Below are 17,884 nucleotides of genomic sequence, written 5' to 3' on the forward strand. Positions count from 1 at the left end.
GCTAACAATGGGTTGTGCACCAAATTCATTCCAACAGTTTTTTGTACAGGGTAAGACCACCAATAAGAGCCACGTCATATACTCACTGTTTGTGGTATCTACATTATGGTGTGGGGAACCAATTTTCATTCCTGGGTTAAGAGCGAAAGATCATGATTGTTTTTTATGGAAAAATGGAAGTATGCTATCAACGCTTTTGGGTATCATATGGTGAAAACATCTCTAAGTAGTTCGTTTGTTTTTTTAAAAAAAAGGAAAAATAATAAAGAATATGTTAGAAAAGTATTTAGATAATGTCTGTAGAAAGGAATGAAGCTCGTGGATTACGATTATGGGAATCAGGGAGATGGGCAGAAGAAAAGGTCACGAAAAGGATATTTCTTCTCTGGATTTATTGGTGCAATTATTGGTGCAGTACTTGTTTTATTAATTAGCCCACGGTTAACAGATTTAGCGATTCTTCCGAATAAGGAAGAAGGCGGGAGTGTGATAAGCAATTCGGAAGGGGTAAAAACGCAGAATGTCTCATTGAATGTCGAAACAGATGTCACAAAGGCAGTTGATAAAGCAGCTGATTCAGTTGTTGGAATTACCAATCTGCAGTCCTCTAATTTCTGGGCAGATGAAACGACGGCAGAAGAGGCTGGTACAGGTTCAGGTGTTATATATAAAAAAAGTGATGGCAAGGCATATATTGTTACAAATAATCATGTCGTGCAAGGTGCGACAGAGCTAGAGGTTACTTTATCAAACGGAAAGAAAATTAGTGCGGAACTAATTGGTGCTGATATTTGGACAGATTTAGCAGTAGTCGAAGTAGATGCAAGCGAAATAACAAAGATAGCGGAATTTGGTAATTCAGATACGCTGAAAGCAGGTGAACCTGTCATTGCAATTGGTAATCCATTAGGGTTAACCTTTTCTGGATCGGTTACACAAGGAATTGTTTCCGGATTAGAAAGAACGATTCCAGTTGATATTAATGAGGACGGGACACCAGATTGGCAATCAGAGGTTATTCAAACAGATGCTGCTATTAACCCAGGAAATAGTGGTGGAGCCCTTGTTAATATTGAAGGTCAACTTATCGGTATCAATAGTATGAAAATTGCCGAATCTGCTGTTGAAGGGATTGGGCTTGCGATACCAATTAATTCAGCTATACCAATTATTGAGGATTTAGAAGAACATGGAGAAGTACAAAGACCCTACATGGGAGTAGAGTTGCAATCTGTTAGCGATATTCCGGGCTACTATCAGCAGGAAGCATTAAAGTTACCAGAGGATGTCACTACAGGTGTAGCAATTAAAGATGTTTCACCAAATTCACCAGCTCAAAAAGCAGGATTAAAAGAGCTAGATGTTATTGTGGAACTAGATGGCAAAGAAATAGTGGACTTAATTGATTTAAGAAAGCATTTATATAATGAAAAGAAAATTGGCGATTCCATGGAAGTAAAATATTATCGCAATGGAAAGTTAGAAACAGCAGAGCTAACGTTATCGGAAGATCAAATGTAAAAAAGAAAAGTAGAGCAAAACTGACAAAAGTTTTGCTCTACTTTTTTATTAAAGGAGAATAAGGAGAAATATTTTTTTCCAAAAATAATGATGTTGTTTGTGGATAAGGTCTTATCGTGAAAAGTAAATGAATTTTGTTAGAGTGGTTGCAGTTTTTGGGTAGAATGATAAGATGGAATGTGGATAACTAATAATTGGATTAGAAAAAATGATTATCCACAATTATTTTTAGAAAAATGAAAAAAGCAATCGCTAAAAGGAGAAGGAAAAATGATTTATAGTTGTGCTGAACACGTTGATATAGCAATAGATTCTGTGGTAAATGAGTTTGAAACATTTCCGATTTTGGAACAAATTTCAGATAAAGAAAAGTTATCAACAACCTGTGAATATTGTAAAAATAACGCCATATATATGGTGGCGAACAAGTGATTCCATACTATATGTGGATTAAAAATGTGGATATGTGGATAACTTATGTGGATATCTTGTTTGTAAAGTGAGGAAAGCATGTGAATATCTCAATTGTTACAGTTGGAAAATTAAAAGAAAAATACTTAAAGCTTGGAATCGAAGAATATACAAAAAGACTTTCAAGCTATTCTAAAATAGAAATCATTGAAGTTCCAGACGAAAAAGCACCAGAAATCTTAAGTGATGCAGAAATGCTGCAAGTAAAGAAAAAAGAAGGCGAACGAATCCTTGCCAAAGTCCCAGCTGATGCACATGTTATCGCACTAGCTATAGAAGGTAAGCAAAAGTCTTCAGAGGAGCTAGCCGATACCATTGATAAGCTAGGGACATATGGAAAAAGCAAGGTTACTTTTATTATTGGTGGATCTTTGGGGCTTAGTGATGAGGTGTTGAAGCGGGCAGATGATAAGCTTTCGTTTAGTAAGATGACGTTTCCTCATCAGTTGATGCGGTTGATTTTGGTGGAGCAGGTTTATCGGGCTTTTCGGATTAATAGGGGTGAACCGTACCACAAATAGTGGTAAAATAGAGAGTGGAAATTGTACTTGATAATCAGTGGTTAGATAAGTTATTTACTAACATAAAATGAGGAATAAGAGAAGATTAAAAATTGAAAAAGCCTCTGGTATACACCAAAGGCTTTTATCATCTTTTAAGTTAGTTTATTGCATTAACGAGTGCTTTTCCAAATTCTTCAGCGCCATCTGGGCCGTCACCTGTGATAATGTCACTATGTGCAATAACATGTTTCTCAACATACTTTACATTATTTGCTTTCAGTTGGTCTTTTTGTACGTCAACAGGGTAGCAAGTTGCTTCTCTACCTTCAAGTAAGCCAGTTTGCACGACAGAAACTGAACCAGCACAAATTCCAGTAACAAGAATTTTATCATTATGTGCTTTCTTTAAATACGTGGATAATTCTCCATTATTCCAGAGATGATCATTTGTGCCAGAACCACCAATAACAGAAATAACGTCAAAATCGGTTGCTGTAGTATCGGTAAAGACCTTTTCGGATATTGCCTTACCTTCAAAATCGCCAATAATTTCGCCAGTTTTTGTGCTTGCAATTGTTACATCTATTCCTGCTTTTTCAAGTGCCTCTTTTGGTTTAAATAATTCATCTTCATTAAATCTTTCGGGTGGTATAATTAAAAGTGCTTTTTTACTCATAATTGTTATTCCTCCTAAAATAGTTTGTCTTTAACTCACAAATATATATTACAACCTGTTTGTTATTCTGGGAAGAATGCACTTTTTTGTAACAGGGTAACCTTAAAGTAACAATTGAAAGCGGAGGCAGAAAATATGTCGGATACACTTAGAGATGAAATTAAAGAGAAGATAATAAATGGTGATTACAACTGTGAAAAAGAACTTACTTTATCGATTATCAGTGGAAAGTGGAAAGTTGTGATTTTATGGCATTTAGGTGTTGAAGGTCCGCACCGCTTTAGTGAATTACAAAGATTATTTCCAAAAATATCCCATAAAATTTTAACGAATCAATTAAAGGAATTGGTGGAAGACGGCATTGTACATCGAGAGGTTTATCCAGAAGTTCCGCCTAGAGTGGAATACTCAATGACTGAGTTGGGAATGACGTTACTTCCAATTGTGGAAATGATGTATGATTGGGGAAAAAAACGAATAGAAGAAATCAAAAGAGAAATAGGGAAATCAAATTAAAAATGATAGAGTGTTTAATTGAAAAGGTATTGTGTATAAAGGAATTACTATTAAAAAGTGATGAGGTAAGAAACCAGAGGACTATTATGGTCTCCTTTTATTTATATGGAAATTAGGTATGAACATATATATTACCAGTGAATTTAGTTGAACCGTATCACAAATAGTGGTAAAACAACGAGTGGAATTAGGGATTAATAAATGTTGGTTAGAAAAATTAAAACCTTAGTTCAATAATAATAACAGGGCAATCCAGCGGGATTTCCCTGTTATTATTTAATTTTAAATTTTCTCTAATGATCATTTTTACTTTTCTTCTGAAACCTATATTTAATCCAACTAAATAAATTATTTGAGTTTTTATCTTGTAGGATTGATAACTTTCCTTTAATTATCTCGACAATTTCCCTAAATATGGTGTCAATGTCTTTGAATTTTTCTCTTCCTTCAATAGTAGCAATTTTTTCGTCTATTTGCTGAATGGAGATCTGCTCTTTGAGGCAATCATCAATTCTATTGATAATAGATTCAATAGAGGATTTAATCTCATCTTCGTTAATAGGTAAATCATATAAAACATTATTCAACTTAGTTATTATTTTTTCATAAGACTTTTCACTACCTCTAATATATTTTCGTTTATTCTCACGCGATTCTTCAGCAATATTTTTAATTCTCGATAGGATATCAGCGTAGGAATATTGCAATGTGGTGTTTTTAAAATATTTCACAGTTTTGGAAGCGAATATTGATGAAATTACAGCCCCACCTAGAGAGACTATACTTGATATACTGCCTAAAGTATTTAAGTCCAATAGTTAAATACCATCCTTCTCACTAATAATATGCCTGTATTTTGGGAAGTTACCATATAGTGCTGGAAAAACTTCATCCCATCTTTCATCTTCCCAAAATGCTTTTGCGATGTACTCGGCTAGATGGTAATCCCCTTCATTTCCAGTGATTTTATAAATTTCAGATTCATATTCTGCATTACTAATTTCCTTTTTTTGGTTTATTTTATCTCGGAAATAGTCCATGAGATTCATAATTTCATTATATTGAGTTTTAGTAATATCATATTCATAAAGAACTCTATTAATATTGGAATCATGAAACATTAAATCTAACTTGAACTCTAAATGTTGAACTTTTTCTTCTAAAAACCTTAATTTGTCATCACTCATAAATATCCTCCTTAATTGGTATTTCAGTAAGATTATATCAAAAATTTTCCATATTTTTTAAGTAATTAGTAAGTTTTATATCCAAAATTTTCTTTTAGGAATGGTATGTAAAAGAGTATAATAGATAAAGAGAATACATATTTGATATGGGAGAGGTCGGTTTGCGTACAAATAAATACAGAACAAAACTGAAAGACTTTAGAGGAATTCCAAATGAAAATATTCCTAAGATGCATGAAAATTTAGGATTAATTAAAGATACAAACGAACTACTTTCGGAATTATTTAATGAAATAATAAAGAAAAACCAATACTATGGTATTCGTTGGTTAATGGGGTTAGAGAGGTACGTAAAAGATCAATCTAAGCGAATATCTCACGTATTTAGAAAAAACCTCTCTAGAGGCCATATTGTAGAGGTAGAATTGTTTGGACATTTTAATAAAGAATTGACATTTTTGCATCCAGCAGTGGTTCTTTATGACAATAATAAAGGACAACTTCTTGTTGCGCCGATTTCTTCTGGAAAACACGGAGATGATGATCCTCTACATATAGATGCTGATACTGCTGACGGATTGAAGCATGGGAGTGGAATATGTTTAGAGGCTGTTCGTGGAATAGATAAAAACCGAGTTTTATACCAACATGAAAAAGACGGGAAAAAGGCAAAAGTCAGACCAGAAGTTTTAGATGAAATTGATATAACAATTATGGAACACTTTATGCCAAACATGTTTCGTATTTATACTGAAACCCAAGATAAATTAATTGATGAGCAACAGAAGAACAAAGAGTTATTGGAAGAAAATGAACTACTTAAGGAACAACTAAAACAGAACGCTTATGAAACCACCGCTGCTACGATAGATGAATAAAAATATTGCAATTATATGGAATATGTAGTACATTGTAGGTGTATAATATAGTATGTTGTGCCTTGGCGCACCGCGTAATCGAGCGCATTCAATGTTTGGGAACATTGAGTCCTAGCACTCCGCGCAACTGAGCGCACAGTTCCCATGGAACCCTCTTCATCATTGCATGAGGAGGGTTTTTTCGTACATAGAACCGTATTACTTAGGGGGAACGTTACATTGGAAAGTCAATGGAAGTCTAGAGAAAAAGTATTTAATTACCTCGAAGAATACTCACAAAGTTCAAAAGAGCAAATTGATAATTATAAAATGAAAAATACACTCTTAAAATCTTATGTCTTTGAGACATTTGATGAGAGTCTTTTTAATTCTAAACATGTAACAAGAGAATTATTAAACGTAAATAGTTTATTTAGTGATTCCAAACACACTCTTGAGCAAATTGATGAGGAACTTTTTGCTTTCTATGAAAGTGGTAAGATAATTGGATTTATTGAGCAACTGAATATGCGTTTTTGTACATTATATACAACAGAATCTTCTAAGTATTCTGATCACCTTACACGTGCATTAGTTAAAAAATCTACAATTTTGGATTCTTTATGGATTTCTGGAAAAATGTATGACAACTTTCTAGAAGAAATTACTTCACTTCATCATCCAGAACGTTTCACAAAAATGAAGTTTGAGTTTAATGGAATGTTTGAGAAAAATCACCTTAACAAAGATGAAATCATTGAACATAAGGTTTCATCGGTATCTTTGGTTGAAGAGATAGGTGGTATAGTTGATAAACTGCAAGGTGTTAGAAGATATTTTTCTTCTTTCCACTCAGTAGGAAGTTTACGATTTCCAAGTCATATTGGAAAAGGTGGGCATGATGTTTACCAGAATGGAAAATTTACAAATCGATCCGATAGTTTTTCTGATCATCGTATGCAGTTAAAACAAATTGTCACAATTTATCAAAATATGACTGAGCGTTTAGAAAAGAAAGCATGGGTTGAAATGGAAGAAGTTAAGAGTAAGGATATTCTAATTAATAATTCATTTAAGGCTAGCCCCGTTACAATTAAATTTAGCAAACCATTAAGTAGTAATGTATTTAATAACTTTATAGAATTCACCTTCCCAAAGGGAAGAGAGCCATTTAAAATTTTTGGAGAAGTAAAAAGAATTAGTGAGGAACGAGTTCACGTTTACGGAGTAGACCTTCATCTCTGGCAAAATGTTGTTCTAGATTTAAGTCTAGAGGAATTTATTCTTTTTCTTCCCAAAGGTACATGTGGGAATACAATACATCGACTTGTAACAAACATTCAGAGATTTTTAGATCCGCAAATTGATGTGTTTGTTGGAGATATTCCCTATGAAGAAATACTAAACAATGTAATAGGTGGTATAGGTCAATGAAGACGGAATTATCTCCATTATTTCAATTGAATTTATTAATACATTTAAGTTTACCCTATCCAAAAGAATCTAATTTTTATCCTTATTTTAACAGGCAGGGTTATGTCTTAAAACATATCGAGAAACCAATACCACTTGAACCACGAAGCATAAAAAAACTCAAAGAAGTCATTGGACAAAAGAAAGCCGTGACTCCAGAAGTAATTTTATATAAAGATAATGATAAAGAATATTTATTAATTGAATGTAAAGTTCGTAACTTCGATGTTGATTGGAGTCACCATGGAACGAGACAGGCTGCTGGATACTTAAGTCTTACACCAAATCATTTAAGAGATTTTTTTGGTTTAGAAACCAAGTCAGATATAAATGCAAAAATTGTTTACGGTGTTAATCAAGAGAAACAGCAGAAAATGTCTCAAACTTTGGAATCTATAAGTGAAACAGTAAAGGATAAATTAGGCCATTCTATGACTCATGATATTTTTGGAATAGAGATTAAACCGGATGGTTTATATCTTACTGTGAGAAAGGGAGAAAAATTAGAGAGTTACAGGGTTATAAATGAAAACACCTTACTAAACAATAGTCTAATATATATTGTTCCAGTTGATATCAATGGTCAATTAGAAAAAGAAAATGAAGATATTTTACAAACCCAAGTACGCAATTCATTAAGGAGTGTTATTGGAAGAAATATTGGATCAGGACCATTTTCTTTTACAAGCACAGACATTTGTGAAAAAATTAACCCGGTATGGGGACAATTACCTTCTCCATTTAAACAAAAAATGAGGCGTTGGATTCACAATTACATAAAAGAGATTATCGAACAGATTATCCAGTTTGGGATTAATGTTACAATTCATGAACAAAGTTATGCTTTTGAATCTGTTGAAGGAAAAAAGGTGAATATTGTGAGAAGGTTTCTAGTTTCAGATAAATTCCTAGAAACTGGACAACATATCTTTGAAAATTATGAGCAAATGACTATGGATGAATTTTTAGATGTTGTTTAAGGATTATTACAATAAGTCGTTAATTAACAAGTTCTTATTTACTTGCTAACTAACGACTTTTTTATTTCTTTTTAGTAACTATAATAAGGGAAAATCACTTAAAGGGGGTAACAGACCCTAAACTCAACTTTATATATAGATAATCTCCCTTAAAATCAAGGTTTTTACTCCATGTTCTTGAAGAGTCGTCATGAATAAATTCTCAAAAGATAATGGAGGAGATACACTTGCAGCGAACAAATCACTCAAGAAAAACAATGGAAAATGAAATTGTTGAATTCCATCACGAAGATTATCAATTTATTATTACACGCTTTAAAAGAATCAACTGGAAGCAATACAAGGGGTTCTCTCGATATCAGTACTTTTTATTTGTGTTCGACAAAAGGCTAGCAAAGATTGATAAAGAGAATTCTTTAATTGAAGTTTTCAATACAGAGATTAGTGACAATGTTTTTGCAACCTTTGAAGATCTTACTCAAAATATAGATGCTGTCTTGAGCGAGTATATTCTAGGTGATGCTGCGATTTTCGAGTGTTTAAAACTGGTTGAAAAATTGAATCCAATTTATTTGGACAAAGACGAGGAGTGAAATCCTTGTCTTTTTATTTGCCTTAATTTCCGGATATGTTTATAAAATTATTGTTTTAAAATGCAGTAATCATCGCTTAAATGTAGAAGTAAACGAAAAAGGGGGTGAGATATTGCTTAAATTAAGTATAGAAGAATTAATAGAAATTAATGATTTTTATAATGGTGCAACTAGAGTAACGATAACCTACGCAACAGGTAATACGGTTCTATTTGAACTTTATGATGGTCATGATATAGAAGAATTCATTCTTAGTAAGAGGGATTTGATAATGATCCTTAGAAACTTTTATGTTGAGGATATTTGTGACATTGTCCATTCAGGAGTTTGTGGTCATATTGATGTTAAAATTGACAAGGAAATTGAGCAATATCCAGTACAAATCAAAGTTGAAGATGGACATAAGTATTACTGCAATTTAGAGGAACTTAATTACATATCCAATTTAATTGATTATCAAAACAATGTTGTGAACACATAAGCAAGCAAATTAGAAAATAGATAGAAAGGAAAAACTAAAGACAGATCATTTTTATAAAAAGCAAAAGGAGAGAAAGTTTTAACTATACATAAAAAAATAGGGTCCTTCTTAACCATTGCCTCTTAACAGCATAAAATAAGGCTAAAATCGGCCTTAAAAGACCCCTAGAATATGTTTTAAACATTCTTGGTATATCTCTTACTCTCATAAGTGATTGACACGTTAGAACCCCGTCTAAGGCTATAAAATAATGCCGCTCTATTGCAAGTCTATGAAGTTGGAAGGGTACCTAAATAAAAGGATTACTTTATGTATCTAACATATCCCAATCATCACCTAGAACCCACCGAAGGGCTGACAATTTACCATTAAGCATTCCCCATTCAAAATCATCATAAGGTCCTAAATTTTCTATCCCGAATTTCTCTTCAACCCTTTTGGCAGAAGAAAGAGCGCCTTTCCAAATTTCTGGATTTACTTTTTCTATTCCATTTTCTACTTTGTATCTCAGAACTAAATGGCGGTTGTACCAAACTTTTTCAATTAATTCCTCTATTGCCAAACTAATTTCTTCTTCTTCTCTATCTTCATATTGAATGGCCCTATTTAATATAACTTCTTTAAAATTGTCCATGTCCGATAAGAAACTCTCAATTCTGCTTGTTAATTGTTGGTCTCTTTGAGCAAAAAAAGAAAGTTGCTCTTCTGAGGTCATCTCAATATCTAGAAATTCTAGTCTAGTCCCATAATTAACTGGATTATTCAGAAGACTAGCAAGTCTCTCCAAATGGTAAATTTCAATTTGATATGTAGAGAGATCTTTAAGTTGGCTTCTCTCTGAAAGTGTTAGTTCTTGATTGGTGATAAATGCAAGACCATGTACATTATTTTTTTCTATGCCTTCTAAATCATTTAAAAACTTTTCTTTAATTGTGCTAAAGGATTTCTGTCCTCTGGGAAAGTAACATGCGCCTACCCAAGAAACACCATCTTTATTACATATTAAATCTTTAATTCCATCAGGTCCTCCTAATGGATGGGATGGGTCAATAGATAGGTAACCCTCTGAATGTAAAACGCTGCCGGCAAGCCTTTCAGCAGGTGCTTGTCCTTTAGACCATTCTCGAAGTCTATACCAAGTCTCTTCACCATTTAATCTTCTTCTATTATTCATGGAAACACCTCATTTAAAAGTTTTTAAGAATAAATATATCTAAGGTTGGTGAGAACAGTTAAAAACGTCTCAAATATACTCTCTTAATCTATTTTTACTTGTAAGAAAAATAGACATGGAAGAAAATTTCTATAATTTCTACATAAGCACATTGACCATTGGATAGAGGTATAATCTATTTATATTATACGACAAAAAATATGATAAAATAGGAAGAAAGTTGGAAATTCTGAGGAATGACTAGGGGGATTTAATAATGGCTGTTAAAGCAGATATAGATTTTCAGAAAGACTTATTCGATGCAGCGACTAGGATGAGAGGAAGTATTACTCCATCAGATTATAAACATTACGTATTACCACTAATATTTTTAAGATATGTTTCATTACGTTTTGATAAACGTAGAGCACAAGTTGAAGAGATGGTTAATGAGCCTGATAATATTTGGTACTCAGAAGATCCAGAAGTTAGAGAGAATATACTTAACGACCCTGACCAATATAGATCAGAAAATGTATTTATGGTCCCGCAAGAAGCAAGGTGGTCTTATCTAGTTGAAAAAGCAAATGATAGCAATATTAAAGGAATTTTAGATAATGCTATGAAATTGATTGAGCAAGAAAACCCCGAATTGGAAGGAATCTTGCCACGTATTTTTCAAGGTTCTAACTTACCATCAGAAAATGTTGCAGGTCTGATTGAAATATTCTCAAGAGATGTTTTTAGCGCACGTCAGGAAGATAGTGTAGATGTTTTGGGTCGAACGTATGAATATTTCATTGGGAACTTTGCATCAAGTGAGGGGAACAGAGGTGGAGAATTTTTCACTCCTTCATCAATTGTAAAACTTCTTGTTGCAATGATGGAACCAATTGAGGGAACAGTGTTTGACCCCGCATGTGGTTCAGGAGGAATGTTTATTCAATCAGAAATATATTCTGAAAGAAAAAATGCATTATCTTTCTACGGTCAAGAAAATGTTGAAACAACATTACGATTAGGAAAAATGAATGTGCTATTGCATGGTATGAATGCAGAAATACGTCTTGGTGATTCTTTGTTGAACGACCAGTATCCAGACTTGAAGGCGGATTATGTTATTGCTAATCCACCTTTCAACGTTGATACATGGGGGGCAGAGAGAATATCCAAGGATGACCCGCGTTTAATCGGTCCAGTTACTAATACGAACGCTAACTATATGTGGATGCAACATTTCCTTTATCACTTAAAAGAAGGCGGAACAGCAGGGTATGTTATGGCTAATGGAGCAATGACTACTAACACAATTGGTGAAAAAGAAGTTCGACAAAAACTCGTTGATGATCATTATATTGATTGTATTGTTCAATTACCTGAAAAACTATTCTTCACAACAGGAATTCCTTGCTGCTTATTTTTCCTAAGTAAAAATAAACATGGCTCTAAAGACTATAGAGAAAGAAAGAATGAGATTCTTTTCATAGATGCACGAAAGATGGGATCACTTGTAAGTAGAAGACAAAAGGCTTTTTACAATGAGGAAATTGAGAAAATTGCAAATGCGTATCATGAATTTCGTAACATTGATGGTAATTTAGTAGAGGAGGCAGGATTTACAAAAGTTGCTACTGTTGAACAAGTAATAGGGAATGATTATAAATTAACACCGGGGTTATATGTTGGAACAGCACTAGTTGAGGAAGAAGATATACCCTATGAGGAAAAAATGGAACAATTGACAAACAGGCTTCGGGAGCAATTTACAGATAGTAACCGCCTTCAGGATAAGATATTAAAGAACTTGGAGGGACTAGTGTGAACTCCTTTTCACAAAATTGGACAGTTAAGAGTCTAGAAGAGTTAAATATAAATATTATTGATGGTGACAGGGGAAAAAATTATCCCAAAAAAGACGAACTAACATCTACTGGTTACTGCCCATTCTTAAATAATAAAAACTTAATAGGAGATAAAATATCTCTAAATGATTGTGAGTTTATATCTAAGGAAAGGGATTCTTTACTAAGAAAAGGAAGGATTCAAGTTAATGATATTATTATAACTACACGTGGTACTGTCGGGAACGTTGGATTCTTTCATAATAAATTGGACTACGATTTTGCTAGAATAAATTCAGGTATGGTAATACTAAGAAACGCTGATAGTGATATCTTAACTCAGTATCTATACCATTTGTTAAAGAGTCCCTTATTAAAAGAACAATATAAGTCCCTTACTTCAGGGAGTGCTCAACCACAATTACCTATAAGAGACTTGAAGAAAGTCAAACTAATTATACCGCCTAAGGTAATTCAAGAGAAAATTGTTAATATAATTGATTCAATAGAAAGCAAAATTGAATTAAACCATGCGATGAACAATACTCTAGAACATATGGCAATGACACTTTACAAGCATTGGTTTATTGATTTCGGACCATTTCAAGATGGGGACTTTACTGATACGGAATTAGGAGAAATCCCTAAAGGTTGGGAAGTAAAGTCATTGAAAGATATTGCAAGTATCCTAATGGGACAATCACCTAAATCTGAGTTTTATAATCAGGAAGGTGAAGGGCTTCCTTTTCATCAAGGTGTAGCAAATTTTGGAATTAGATTTCCGATTAATATCACACATAGTACTAAACTTCTCCGTGTTGCTGAGGAAGGGGATTTACTAATAAGTGTCAGAGCACCTGTTGGTCGACTTAATATAGCACATACAAAAATGGTTATTGGACGTGGTTTAAGTGCCATTTCATCAAAGACAAATAATCCCTCTTTTTTGTTATATACACTAAAAACACTTTTTAGTGAAGAAGATAAGTATGGTTCAGGAACTATTTTTAACTCTATTAATAAAGGAGAGTTAGAAAACCTAAAAGTCATTGTCCCAGTGGAAACCATAATCAATGAATATGAGAGTAGGGTTTCGGTATACGAAAGTTTAATTAAAACGAATCATGAACAAATATTGTCGTTGACAGATACGAGGGACTATCTGCTTCCACGTCTTTTGTCGGCTGAAATAGATCTTTCAGAAGTAGCAGAAAAAGTAAAGGAGGTTATTTTGAATGAGCAACCGGAGCCGTCTGTATGAATCTGATTTTGAGGAAACGACGATAGAGAGGTTAAAAAACTTAGGATATGATTATGTTCCCGCTTATGAGTGGGGTTCACGTCCGTCATTAGCAGATGTTGTTATGGAGAAAAGGTTGGAAAGGTATCTTTATGATACTTATCCTACCTTTCCAAAAGAACATATGCCTGCTTTGATATCTCAGATTACTAATGTTGACGGAGTTACAGTTGAGCAACGGAATGAACGATTTCATGAAGTGTTAACAAAAGGGATAGATTTTAAAATTGAGCAAGAGAATGATGAAGACCAATTCTACCATATCTCTCCTATCGATTGGGAAAAGCCTTTAGAAAATGATTTTGTGGTAATGAATCAATTGGCTATTGAAGGGAGAATGTCACGACGACCAGATATCCTTGTTTATATTAATGGATTACCACTTATACTTTTTGAATTAAAAAGCCCTTATATAGAAAACACCACAGTTCAGGACGCCTACACACAAGTCAGAAATTACACCTATGACATAGCCCAACTATTTAATTATAATGCGTTTTCTGTTGTTTCGGACGGAATAACAACATTACATGGAATGCCATTTGCACCAATAGAATTTTTTTCTGCTTGGAAATCTATTGACGGCGTAAGGATAGACAATAACATCGCTAATACAATGAAAACTCTTGTAGAGGGTTTATTTCAAAAAGACCGCCTACTAAATTATATTCGTAATTTTATCGTCTTTATGGACAATGGTAAAACGAAAGCAAAAATTGGAGCCAAGTATCATCAGTTTTTTGGTGTGAACTTTGCTGTCCAAGAATCCATTCGAGCAACGAGGCCAAATGGGGATAGAAAAATTGGAGTTATTTGGCACACACAGGGATCAGGTAAATCAATATCTATGTTATTCTTTGCCGGTATCTTAATTCGGCACAGTGAAATGAAAAATCCAACTGTAGTGATTCAAGTTGATCGGGCTGATTTAGACAATCAATTACATGACACTTTTGTTGAGGGAAAAAACCTTGTAGGTCATGTGAAACAGGCTGATTCTGCTAGCGATTTAAGAGAACTTTTAAAAAATGAGTCTGGGCAAATAATATTTACCACTATTGAAAAGTTTCGTTTGAAAGAGGCCGAAGGTATTCATCCTGTTCTTTCTGAACGAGAGAATATTATCGTGATAGCAGATGAAGCACATAGAACACAATATAATGATGCCGGATATGCAGGCCATATAAAAACGGCTCTACCCAATGCCAGCCATATCGGTTTTACAGGTACTCCGGTTGATTTTGCAGGAAGAAGTACGAATGAAGTGTTCGGTCATACGATTCATACCTATGATATGCTTCAGGCAGTTGAGGACAATGCAACAGTTCCCATCTATTATGAATCACGTCTGATTAGATTAGGGGTAACTAACGACGACATAGATAGCCAAATTGCCGAGTTAGGAACTGGTGAAGGTAATGACGAACTTGAGAAACATCGCAGAGCATGGGCGGCTCTCGCTAAGTTGGCTGGAACTAAGGAACGTGTCGAGGAACTAGCAAAAACAATTATAGAGCACTTTGTTGAAAAACAAGCAGTAACACCGGAAGCAAAAGGCATGATTGTATGTATGAGTCGTGAAAACTGTGTTGCTCTTTATAATGAAATGCGAAAACTATCAAATTGTCCTCCTGTTGAAATTATTATGACTGGTGATGTATCAAAGGACCCGGAAGAATGGCGTCAAAAACAAGAGGGTAGTGATTACTCCCATATTAAATCTAAAGAGGATCAAGAGGCTGTAAAAGCAAAATTACGAGATCCAAAGGACCCGCTCAAACTTGTTATAGTCAGAGATATGTGGCTTACTGGTTTTGATGCTAAGCCTTTAACCTACCTCTATGTAGATAAACCAATGAAGGGTCACAATCTTATGCAAGCAATTGCACGTGTAAACCGTGTATTCCCCGGTAAGCAAGGTGGAACAATTGTAGACTTTATTGGAATTGCAACCCAACTTAGAGAAGCAACTAAAAAGTATACTGACAGTGGTGGTAAAGGAGATTTAACATTTGACATTGAGCAAGCAGAAGGACTGTTTTGGGGCTTTTTACAAGAAGTAAGAGAACTTATCCCTCAAAAACTTTATCCTAATAACCTGTCCTTAAATGAGTGGCGAGCATTGCCAAAAGTTGAACGGGAAGATTTTATTGCAGAGGTGGTTAATCACTTTTTAGGTGGTGAAGAAAAGGTATTTTTAGAAGCACAAGTCAAACTTGCTAAATCCCATAAACTTGTTTCTCACCTTTCCTCTGTAACTGCAGTTTCAGGAGAAGTTTTATTATATGACATTGTTAAAACACAACTCCGCAAAATATCACAACCAATTGGTGGAGACGGCCAAAACGATAACAATTATGAAAAGAAATTAGGACAAATTGTAAATGAAAGTGTAAGTTCTTATGGTGCCTTGGATCTGTTTGAAATTGCAGGAATTGAAAAACCTAACATATCAGTATTAGATGATGCCTTTTTGGCAGGGTTAGTCGAAAAACCCCATATTGACTTACGCATGAAATTGTTGAGACAACTTTTGGAGGATGAAATTAAGGTTAAGTTTAAAAAGAAAAATCCAAAAGGTAAACAGATGAGTGAAATGTTAAAGAAAACAATCGAAGAGTATCACAACAGAGTAATATCAGCAGCAGATGTTATTCGCTTTATGGTTGAGATGAGAAATAACTTAGACGAAGAGACAAAGCGACGAATGGATTTAGGACTTACTGAGGAGGAAGTAGCGTTTTATGAAATTATCGCAAATATGGAAAACGCTACATTCGACAATCAGTTTATGGCAGGTTTAGTCCATCAAGTTGTGGAAAATATGAAAAAAGAATTTCAAGTTGATTGGACCAACCCACACCGTCAAGATATCTTATCAAAAGTTAATCTCGCAGTAAAGGCTACATTAATGAAAAATAAGATAAAGCCAGAGCAGTTGAAGTTTTTGACCAATGCCTTTGTGGAGGAAGCAAAGGAACAGTTTAAGGATTGGCCAATTGATGCATAAGTAAAGTGGAGGGACTTATTTGGGGAAAGACAATAATAATATCATTGATAGTTTCTCAGGATTAAACGAGCAAGTGCAGCCCGTCAGCAAATTAATAAGTCCATTAGATTTTAGTCCAATGCTTAATGCTCAAAAAGAAATTCAATCCATTGGACTAACTGTATCCAAAATGATGGAAGGAATGAGATTTCCTTTATTAGAAACATACAGTTACTTTAATTCTAGTGGTTTATTAGAGGCTGTTAGTCAATTAAGTAAAATCCAATTACCTATATATGATTTCCAAAAAAGAATGAGTTTAATTGACCTTAGTAATTCAATTGCTACAATAAGTGAAGTTTCAAATCTAGGTACAATACTGCACTCAGACGCATTTTCGGAAATGGCTAGAGCGACAAGTGCATTAAGTCAAATAAGCGCAAAGTTTGATTTCTCTGGTATTAGAAAATCGTTAGAATCTATAAGTGGAATAACTATGCCGCTACAGCGTTTAAGTGAACAGATACAAAGCATGAATAATATGGCACATTACGATTTAAGTTCTCTGTTACCGAACCTTAGCCATGTCTTTGATAATATAAGGACAAAGAATATTGATATTGCAACGGTAGATATTTCAGCAATTACCGATTTATTAAATGACATTTCATTTGAAGAGATAGAAGTCGAAGAAAACGGTAGTGTTAAATATCAAGATGCACAATACACAAGGGATGAAGTACAAGATATTGTTAACAGAGCCATTCATGAAAGCAGCCTACTTATTCAGCAAAATAGTATAGAAATTAATGCACTAATATCGGAAGTGAAAAAAAATAAACAACAGCCACTTTATCAGCAAATTTTAATGAACCTAATATGCGGTATAATTCTATTTTTAGCAACACCATTTATGCAAACAGTACAGGATTCTATAATGAAAACAATGGTTCAAAATAAAGTAAAAGTATTGAAGGTAATTAAGGCAGAATATCAAAGTCTTGTATTAGATAATAAAGAACAATTACATTACCGTATTGTTAGTACAGATAAAATGATTGTAAGAATAACTAAAAGGAAAAATTCTGAGCCAGTTGGACAAGTTAATTTTGGTACAGTGGTAGAAGTACTTTACAAGAATAAAAATTGGACACTAATTGAGTACGAAAATGAAGATGAACAAATTGTTACTGGTTGGGTATATACAAGATATTTAGAGAAACTAAAAAAATAAAATAACCTTTTCAATTTGAGTGGTATTTCTATACTACTCTTTTTCTTTATATTTAAAGGGAATCGAATGTTGGTGTGCAACTGTTTACATGAGAATTTCAAATTATTAA

At 33.8% G+C, this 17,884-nt stretch carries 17 protein-coding genes; 13 read left to right on the plus strand and 4 right to left on the minus strand.

All coding sequences use genetic code 11. From position 1 onward, the window contains the following. Positions 1–309: 309 nt before the first annotated feature. From ACWNMZ_RS03070 to rlmH, 3 genes are all read left to right on the plus strand, one after another. The gene (locus ACWNMZ_RS03070; RefSeq protein ID WP_109768488.1) at positions 310–1,521 is read left to right on the plus strand and encodes a S1C family serine protease; all 1,212 of its coding nucleotides are present in this window, start codon (positions 310–312) and stop codon (positions 1,519–1,521) included. A 270-nt stretch (positions 1,522–1,791) separates the two neighbouring features. Further along, positions 1,792–1,953 carry a CxxH/CxxC protein gene (locus ACWNMZ_RS03075; protein WP_065429117.1) on the plus strand — a complete coding sequence of 54 codons (162 nt, stop codon included), beginning with the start codon at positions 1,792–1,794 and terminating at the stop codon, positions 1,951–1,953. A gap of 80 nt (positions 1,954–2,033) precedes the next feature. Further along, on the plus strand, positions 2,034–2,513 hold the full coding sequence (rlmH, locus tag ACWNMZ_RS03080) for a 23S rRNA (pseudouridine(1915)-N(3))-methyltransferase RlmH (RefSeq protein WP_235251873.1): 480 nt from the start codon (positions 2,034–2,036) through the stop codon (positions 2,511–2,513). A gap of 139 nt (positions 2,514–2,652) precedes the next feature. Here the strand turns inward: rlmH and ACWNMZ_RS03085 are convergent, their stop codons facing one another. Further along, positions 2,653–3,171, minus strand: a complete 519-nt coding sequence (locus ACWNMZ_RS03085) for a DJ-1/PfpI family protein (RefSeq protein ID WP_235251872.1) — start codon at positions 3,169–3,171, stop codon at positions 2,653–2,655. A 135-nt stretch (positions 3,172–3,306) separates the two neighbouring features. Between ACWNMZ_RS03085 and ACWNMZ_RS03090 the strand changes: the two genes are divergently transcribed. Continuing rightward, positions 3,307–3,687, plus strand: coding sequence for a winged helix-turn-helix transcriptional regulator (locus ACWNMZ_RS03090; RefSeq protein WP_235251871.1), 381 nt, complete (start codon positions 3,307–3,309; stop codon positions 3,685–3,687). Between the two features lie 293 nt (positions 3,688–3,980). Here ACWNMZ_RS03090 and ACWNMZ_RS03095 read toward each other — a convergent pair whose 3' ends face one another. Next, entirely contained in the window at positions 3,981–4,502 is a 522-nt protein-coding gene (locus tag ACWNMZ_RS03095; RefSeq protein WP_235251870.1) for a hypothetical protein, read from the minus strand. A gap of 3 nt (positions 4,503–4,505) precedes the next feature. Further along, complete coding sequence (locus ACWNMZ_RS03100; RefSeq protein WP_235251869.1) at positions 4,506–4,874, minus strand: DUF1878 domain-containing protein; 369 nt, start codon at positions 4,872–4,874, stop codon at positions 4,506–4,508. A 161-nt stretch (positions 4,875–5,035) separates the two neighbouring features. Here ACWNMZ_RS03100 and ACWNMZ_RS03105 point away from each other — a divergent pair, with 161 nt between their 5' ends. From ACWNMZ_RS03105 to ACWNMZ_RS03125, 5 genes are all read left to right on the plus strand, one after another. Then, positions 5,036–5,752 (plus strand): type II toxin-antitoxin system PemK/MazF family toxin, encoded by a 717-nt coding sequence (locus ACWNMZ_RS03105; protein ID WP_235251868.1) that lies wholly within the window; start codon positions 5,036–5,038, stop codon positions 5,750–5,752. Positions 5,753–5,971: 219 nt separating this feature from the next. Then, positions 5,972–7,165, plus strand: coding sequence for a hypothetical protein (locus ACWNMZ_RS03110; protein ID WP_235251867.1), 1,194 nt, complete (start codon positions 5,972–5,974; stop codon positions 7,163–7,165). Further along, positions 7,162–8,184, plus strand: coding sequence for a hypothetical protein (locus ACWNMZ_RS03115; protein WP_235251866.1), 1,023 nt, complete (start codon positions 7,162–7,164; stop codon positions 8,182–8,184). The genes ACWNMZ_RS03110 and ACWNMZ_RS03115 overlap by 4 nt, the downstream gene beginning before the upstream one ends. A 227-nt stretch (positions 8,185–8,411) precedes the next feature. Next, positions 8,412–8,777: a hypothetical protein gene (locus ACWNMZ_RS03120; RefSeq protein WP_235251865.1), complete on the plus strand. Its 366-nt coding sequence runs from the start codon at positions 8,412–8,414 to the stop codon at positions 8,775–8,777. Between the two features lie 112 nt (positions 8,778–8,889). Then, a complete protein-coding gene (locus ACWNMZ_RS03125; protein ID WP_349204540.1) occupies positions 8,890–9,258 on the plus strand; it encodes a hypothetical protein in 369 nt (122 codons plus the stop codon). A 307-nt stretch (positions 9,259–9,565) separates the two neighbouring features. Here ACWNMZ_RS03125 and ACWNMZ_RS03130 read toward each other — a convergent pair whose 3' ends face one another. Then, positions 9,566–10,432, minus strand: a complete 867-nt coding sequence (locus tag ACWNMZ_RS03130) for a hypothetical protein (RefSeq protein ID WP_235252334.1) — start codon at positions 10,430–10,432, stop codon at positions 9,566–9,568. A gap of 256 nt (positions 10,433–10,688) precedes the next feature. Between ACWNMZ_RS03130 and ACWNMZ_RS03135 the strand changes: the two genes are divergently transcribed. From ACWNMZ_RS03135 to ACWNMZ_RS03150, 4 genes are read left to right on the plus strand one after another with little or no spacing between them, the layout of a single operon-like run. Continuing rightward, positions 10,689–12,233: a type I restriction-modification system subunit M gene (locus tag ACWNMZ_RS03135; RefSeq protein WP_235252335.1), complete on the plus strand. Its 1,545-nt coding sequence runs from the start codon at positions 10,689–10,691 to the stop codon at positions 12,231–12,233. Next, positions 12,230–13,513, plus strand: coding sequence for a restriction endonuclease subunit S (locus ACWNMZ_RS03140; protein ID WP_235252336.1), 1,284 nt, complete (start codon positions 12,230–12,232; stop codon positions 13,511–13,513). Before ACWNMZ_RS03135 ends, ACWNMZ_RS03140 begins: the two co-directional genes overlap by 4 nt. Continuing rightward, a complete protein-coding gene (locus ACWNMZ_RS03145; protein ID WP_235252337.1) occupies positions 13,488–16,562 on the plus strand; it encodes a type I restriction endonuclease subunit R in 3,075 nt (1,024 codons plus the stop codon). The genes ACWNMZ_RS03140 and ACWNMZ_RS03145 overlap by 26 nt, the downstream gene beginning before the upstream one ends. A gap of 19 nt (positions 16,563–16,581) precedes the next feature. Beyond that, on the plus strand, positions 16,582–17,775 hold the full coding sequence (locus ACWNMZ_RS03150; RefSeq protein WP_235252338.1) for an SH3 domain-containing protein: 1,194 nt from the start codon (positions 16,582–16,584) through the stop codon (positions 17,773–17,775). Positions 17,776–17,884: the final 109 nt, after the last annotated feature.

It is taken from the genome of Niallia sp. Marseille-Q9988 (genome assembly GCF_976954375.1).

Bases quoted from the DNA above. Each gene is read 5' to 3' on its own strand.
- ACWNMZ_RS03070 (WP_109768488.1), top strand. From the start codon at position 310: ATGAAGCTCGTGGATTACGATTATGGGAATCAGGGAGATGGGCAGAAG.
- ACWNMZ_RS03075 (WP_065429117.1), top strand. From the start codon at position 1,792: ATGATTTATAGTTGTGCTGAACACGTTGATATAGCAATAGATTCTGTG.
- ACWNMZ_RS03085 (WP_235251872.1), bottom strand. From the start codon at position 3,171: ATGAGTAAAAAAGCACTTTTAATTATACCACCCGAAAGATTTAATGAA.
- ACWNMZ_RS03090 (WP_235251871.1), top strand. From the start codon at position 3,307: ATGTCGGATACACTTAGAGATGAAATTAAAGAGAAGATAATAAATGGT.
- ACWNMZ_RS03100 (WP_235251869.1), bottom strand. From the start codon at position 4,874: ATGAGTGATGACAAATTAAGGTTTTTAGAAGAAAAAGTTCAACATTTA.
- ACWNMZ_RS03115 (WP_235251866.1), top strand. From the start codon at position 7,162: ATGAAGACGGAATTATCTCCATTATTTCAATTGAATTTATTAATACAT.
- ACWNMZ_RS03130 (WP_235252334.1), bottom strand. From the start codon at position 10,432: ATGAATAATAGAAGAAGATTAAATGGTGAAGAGACTTGGTATAGACTT.
- ACWNMZ_RS03135 (WP_235252335.1), top strand. From the start codon at position 10,689: ATGGCTGTTAAAGCAGATATAGATTTTCAGAAAGACTTATTCGATGCA.
- ACWNMZ_RS03145 (WP_235252337.1), top strand. From the start codon at position 13,488: ATGAGCAACCGGAGCCGTCTGTATGAATCTGATTTTGAGGAAACGACG.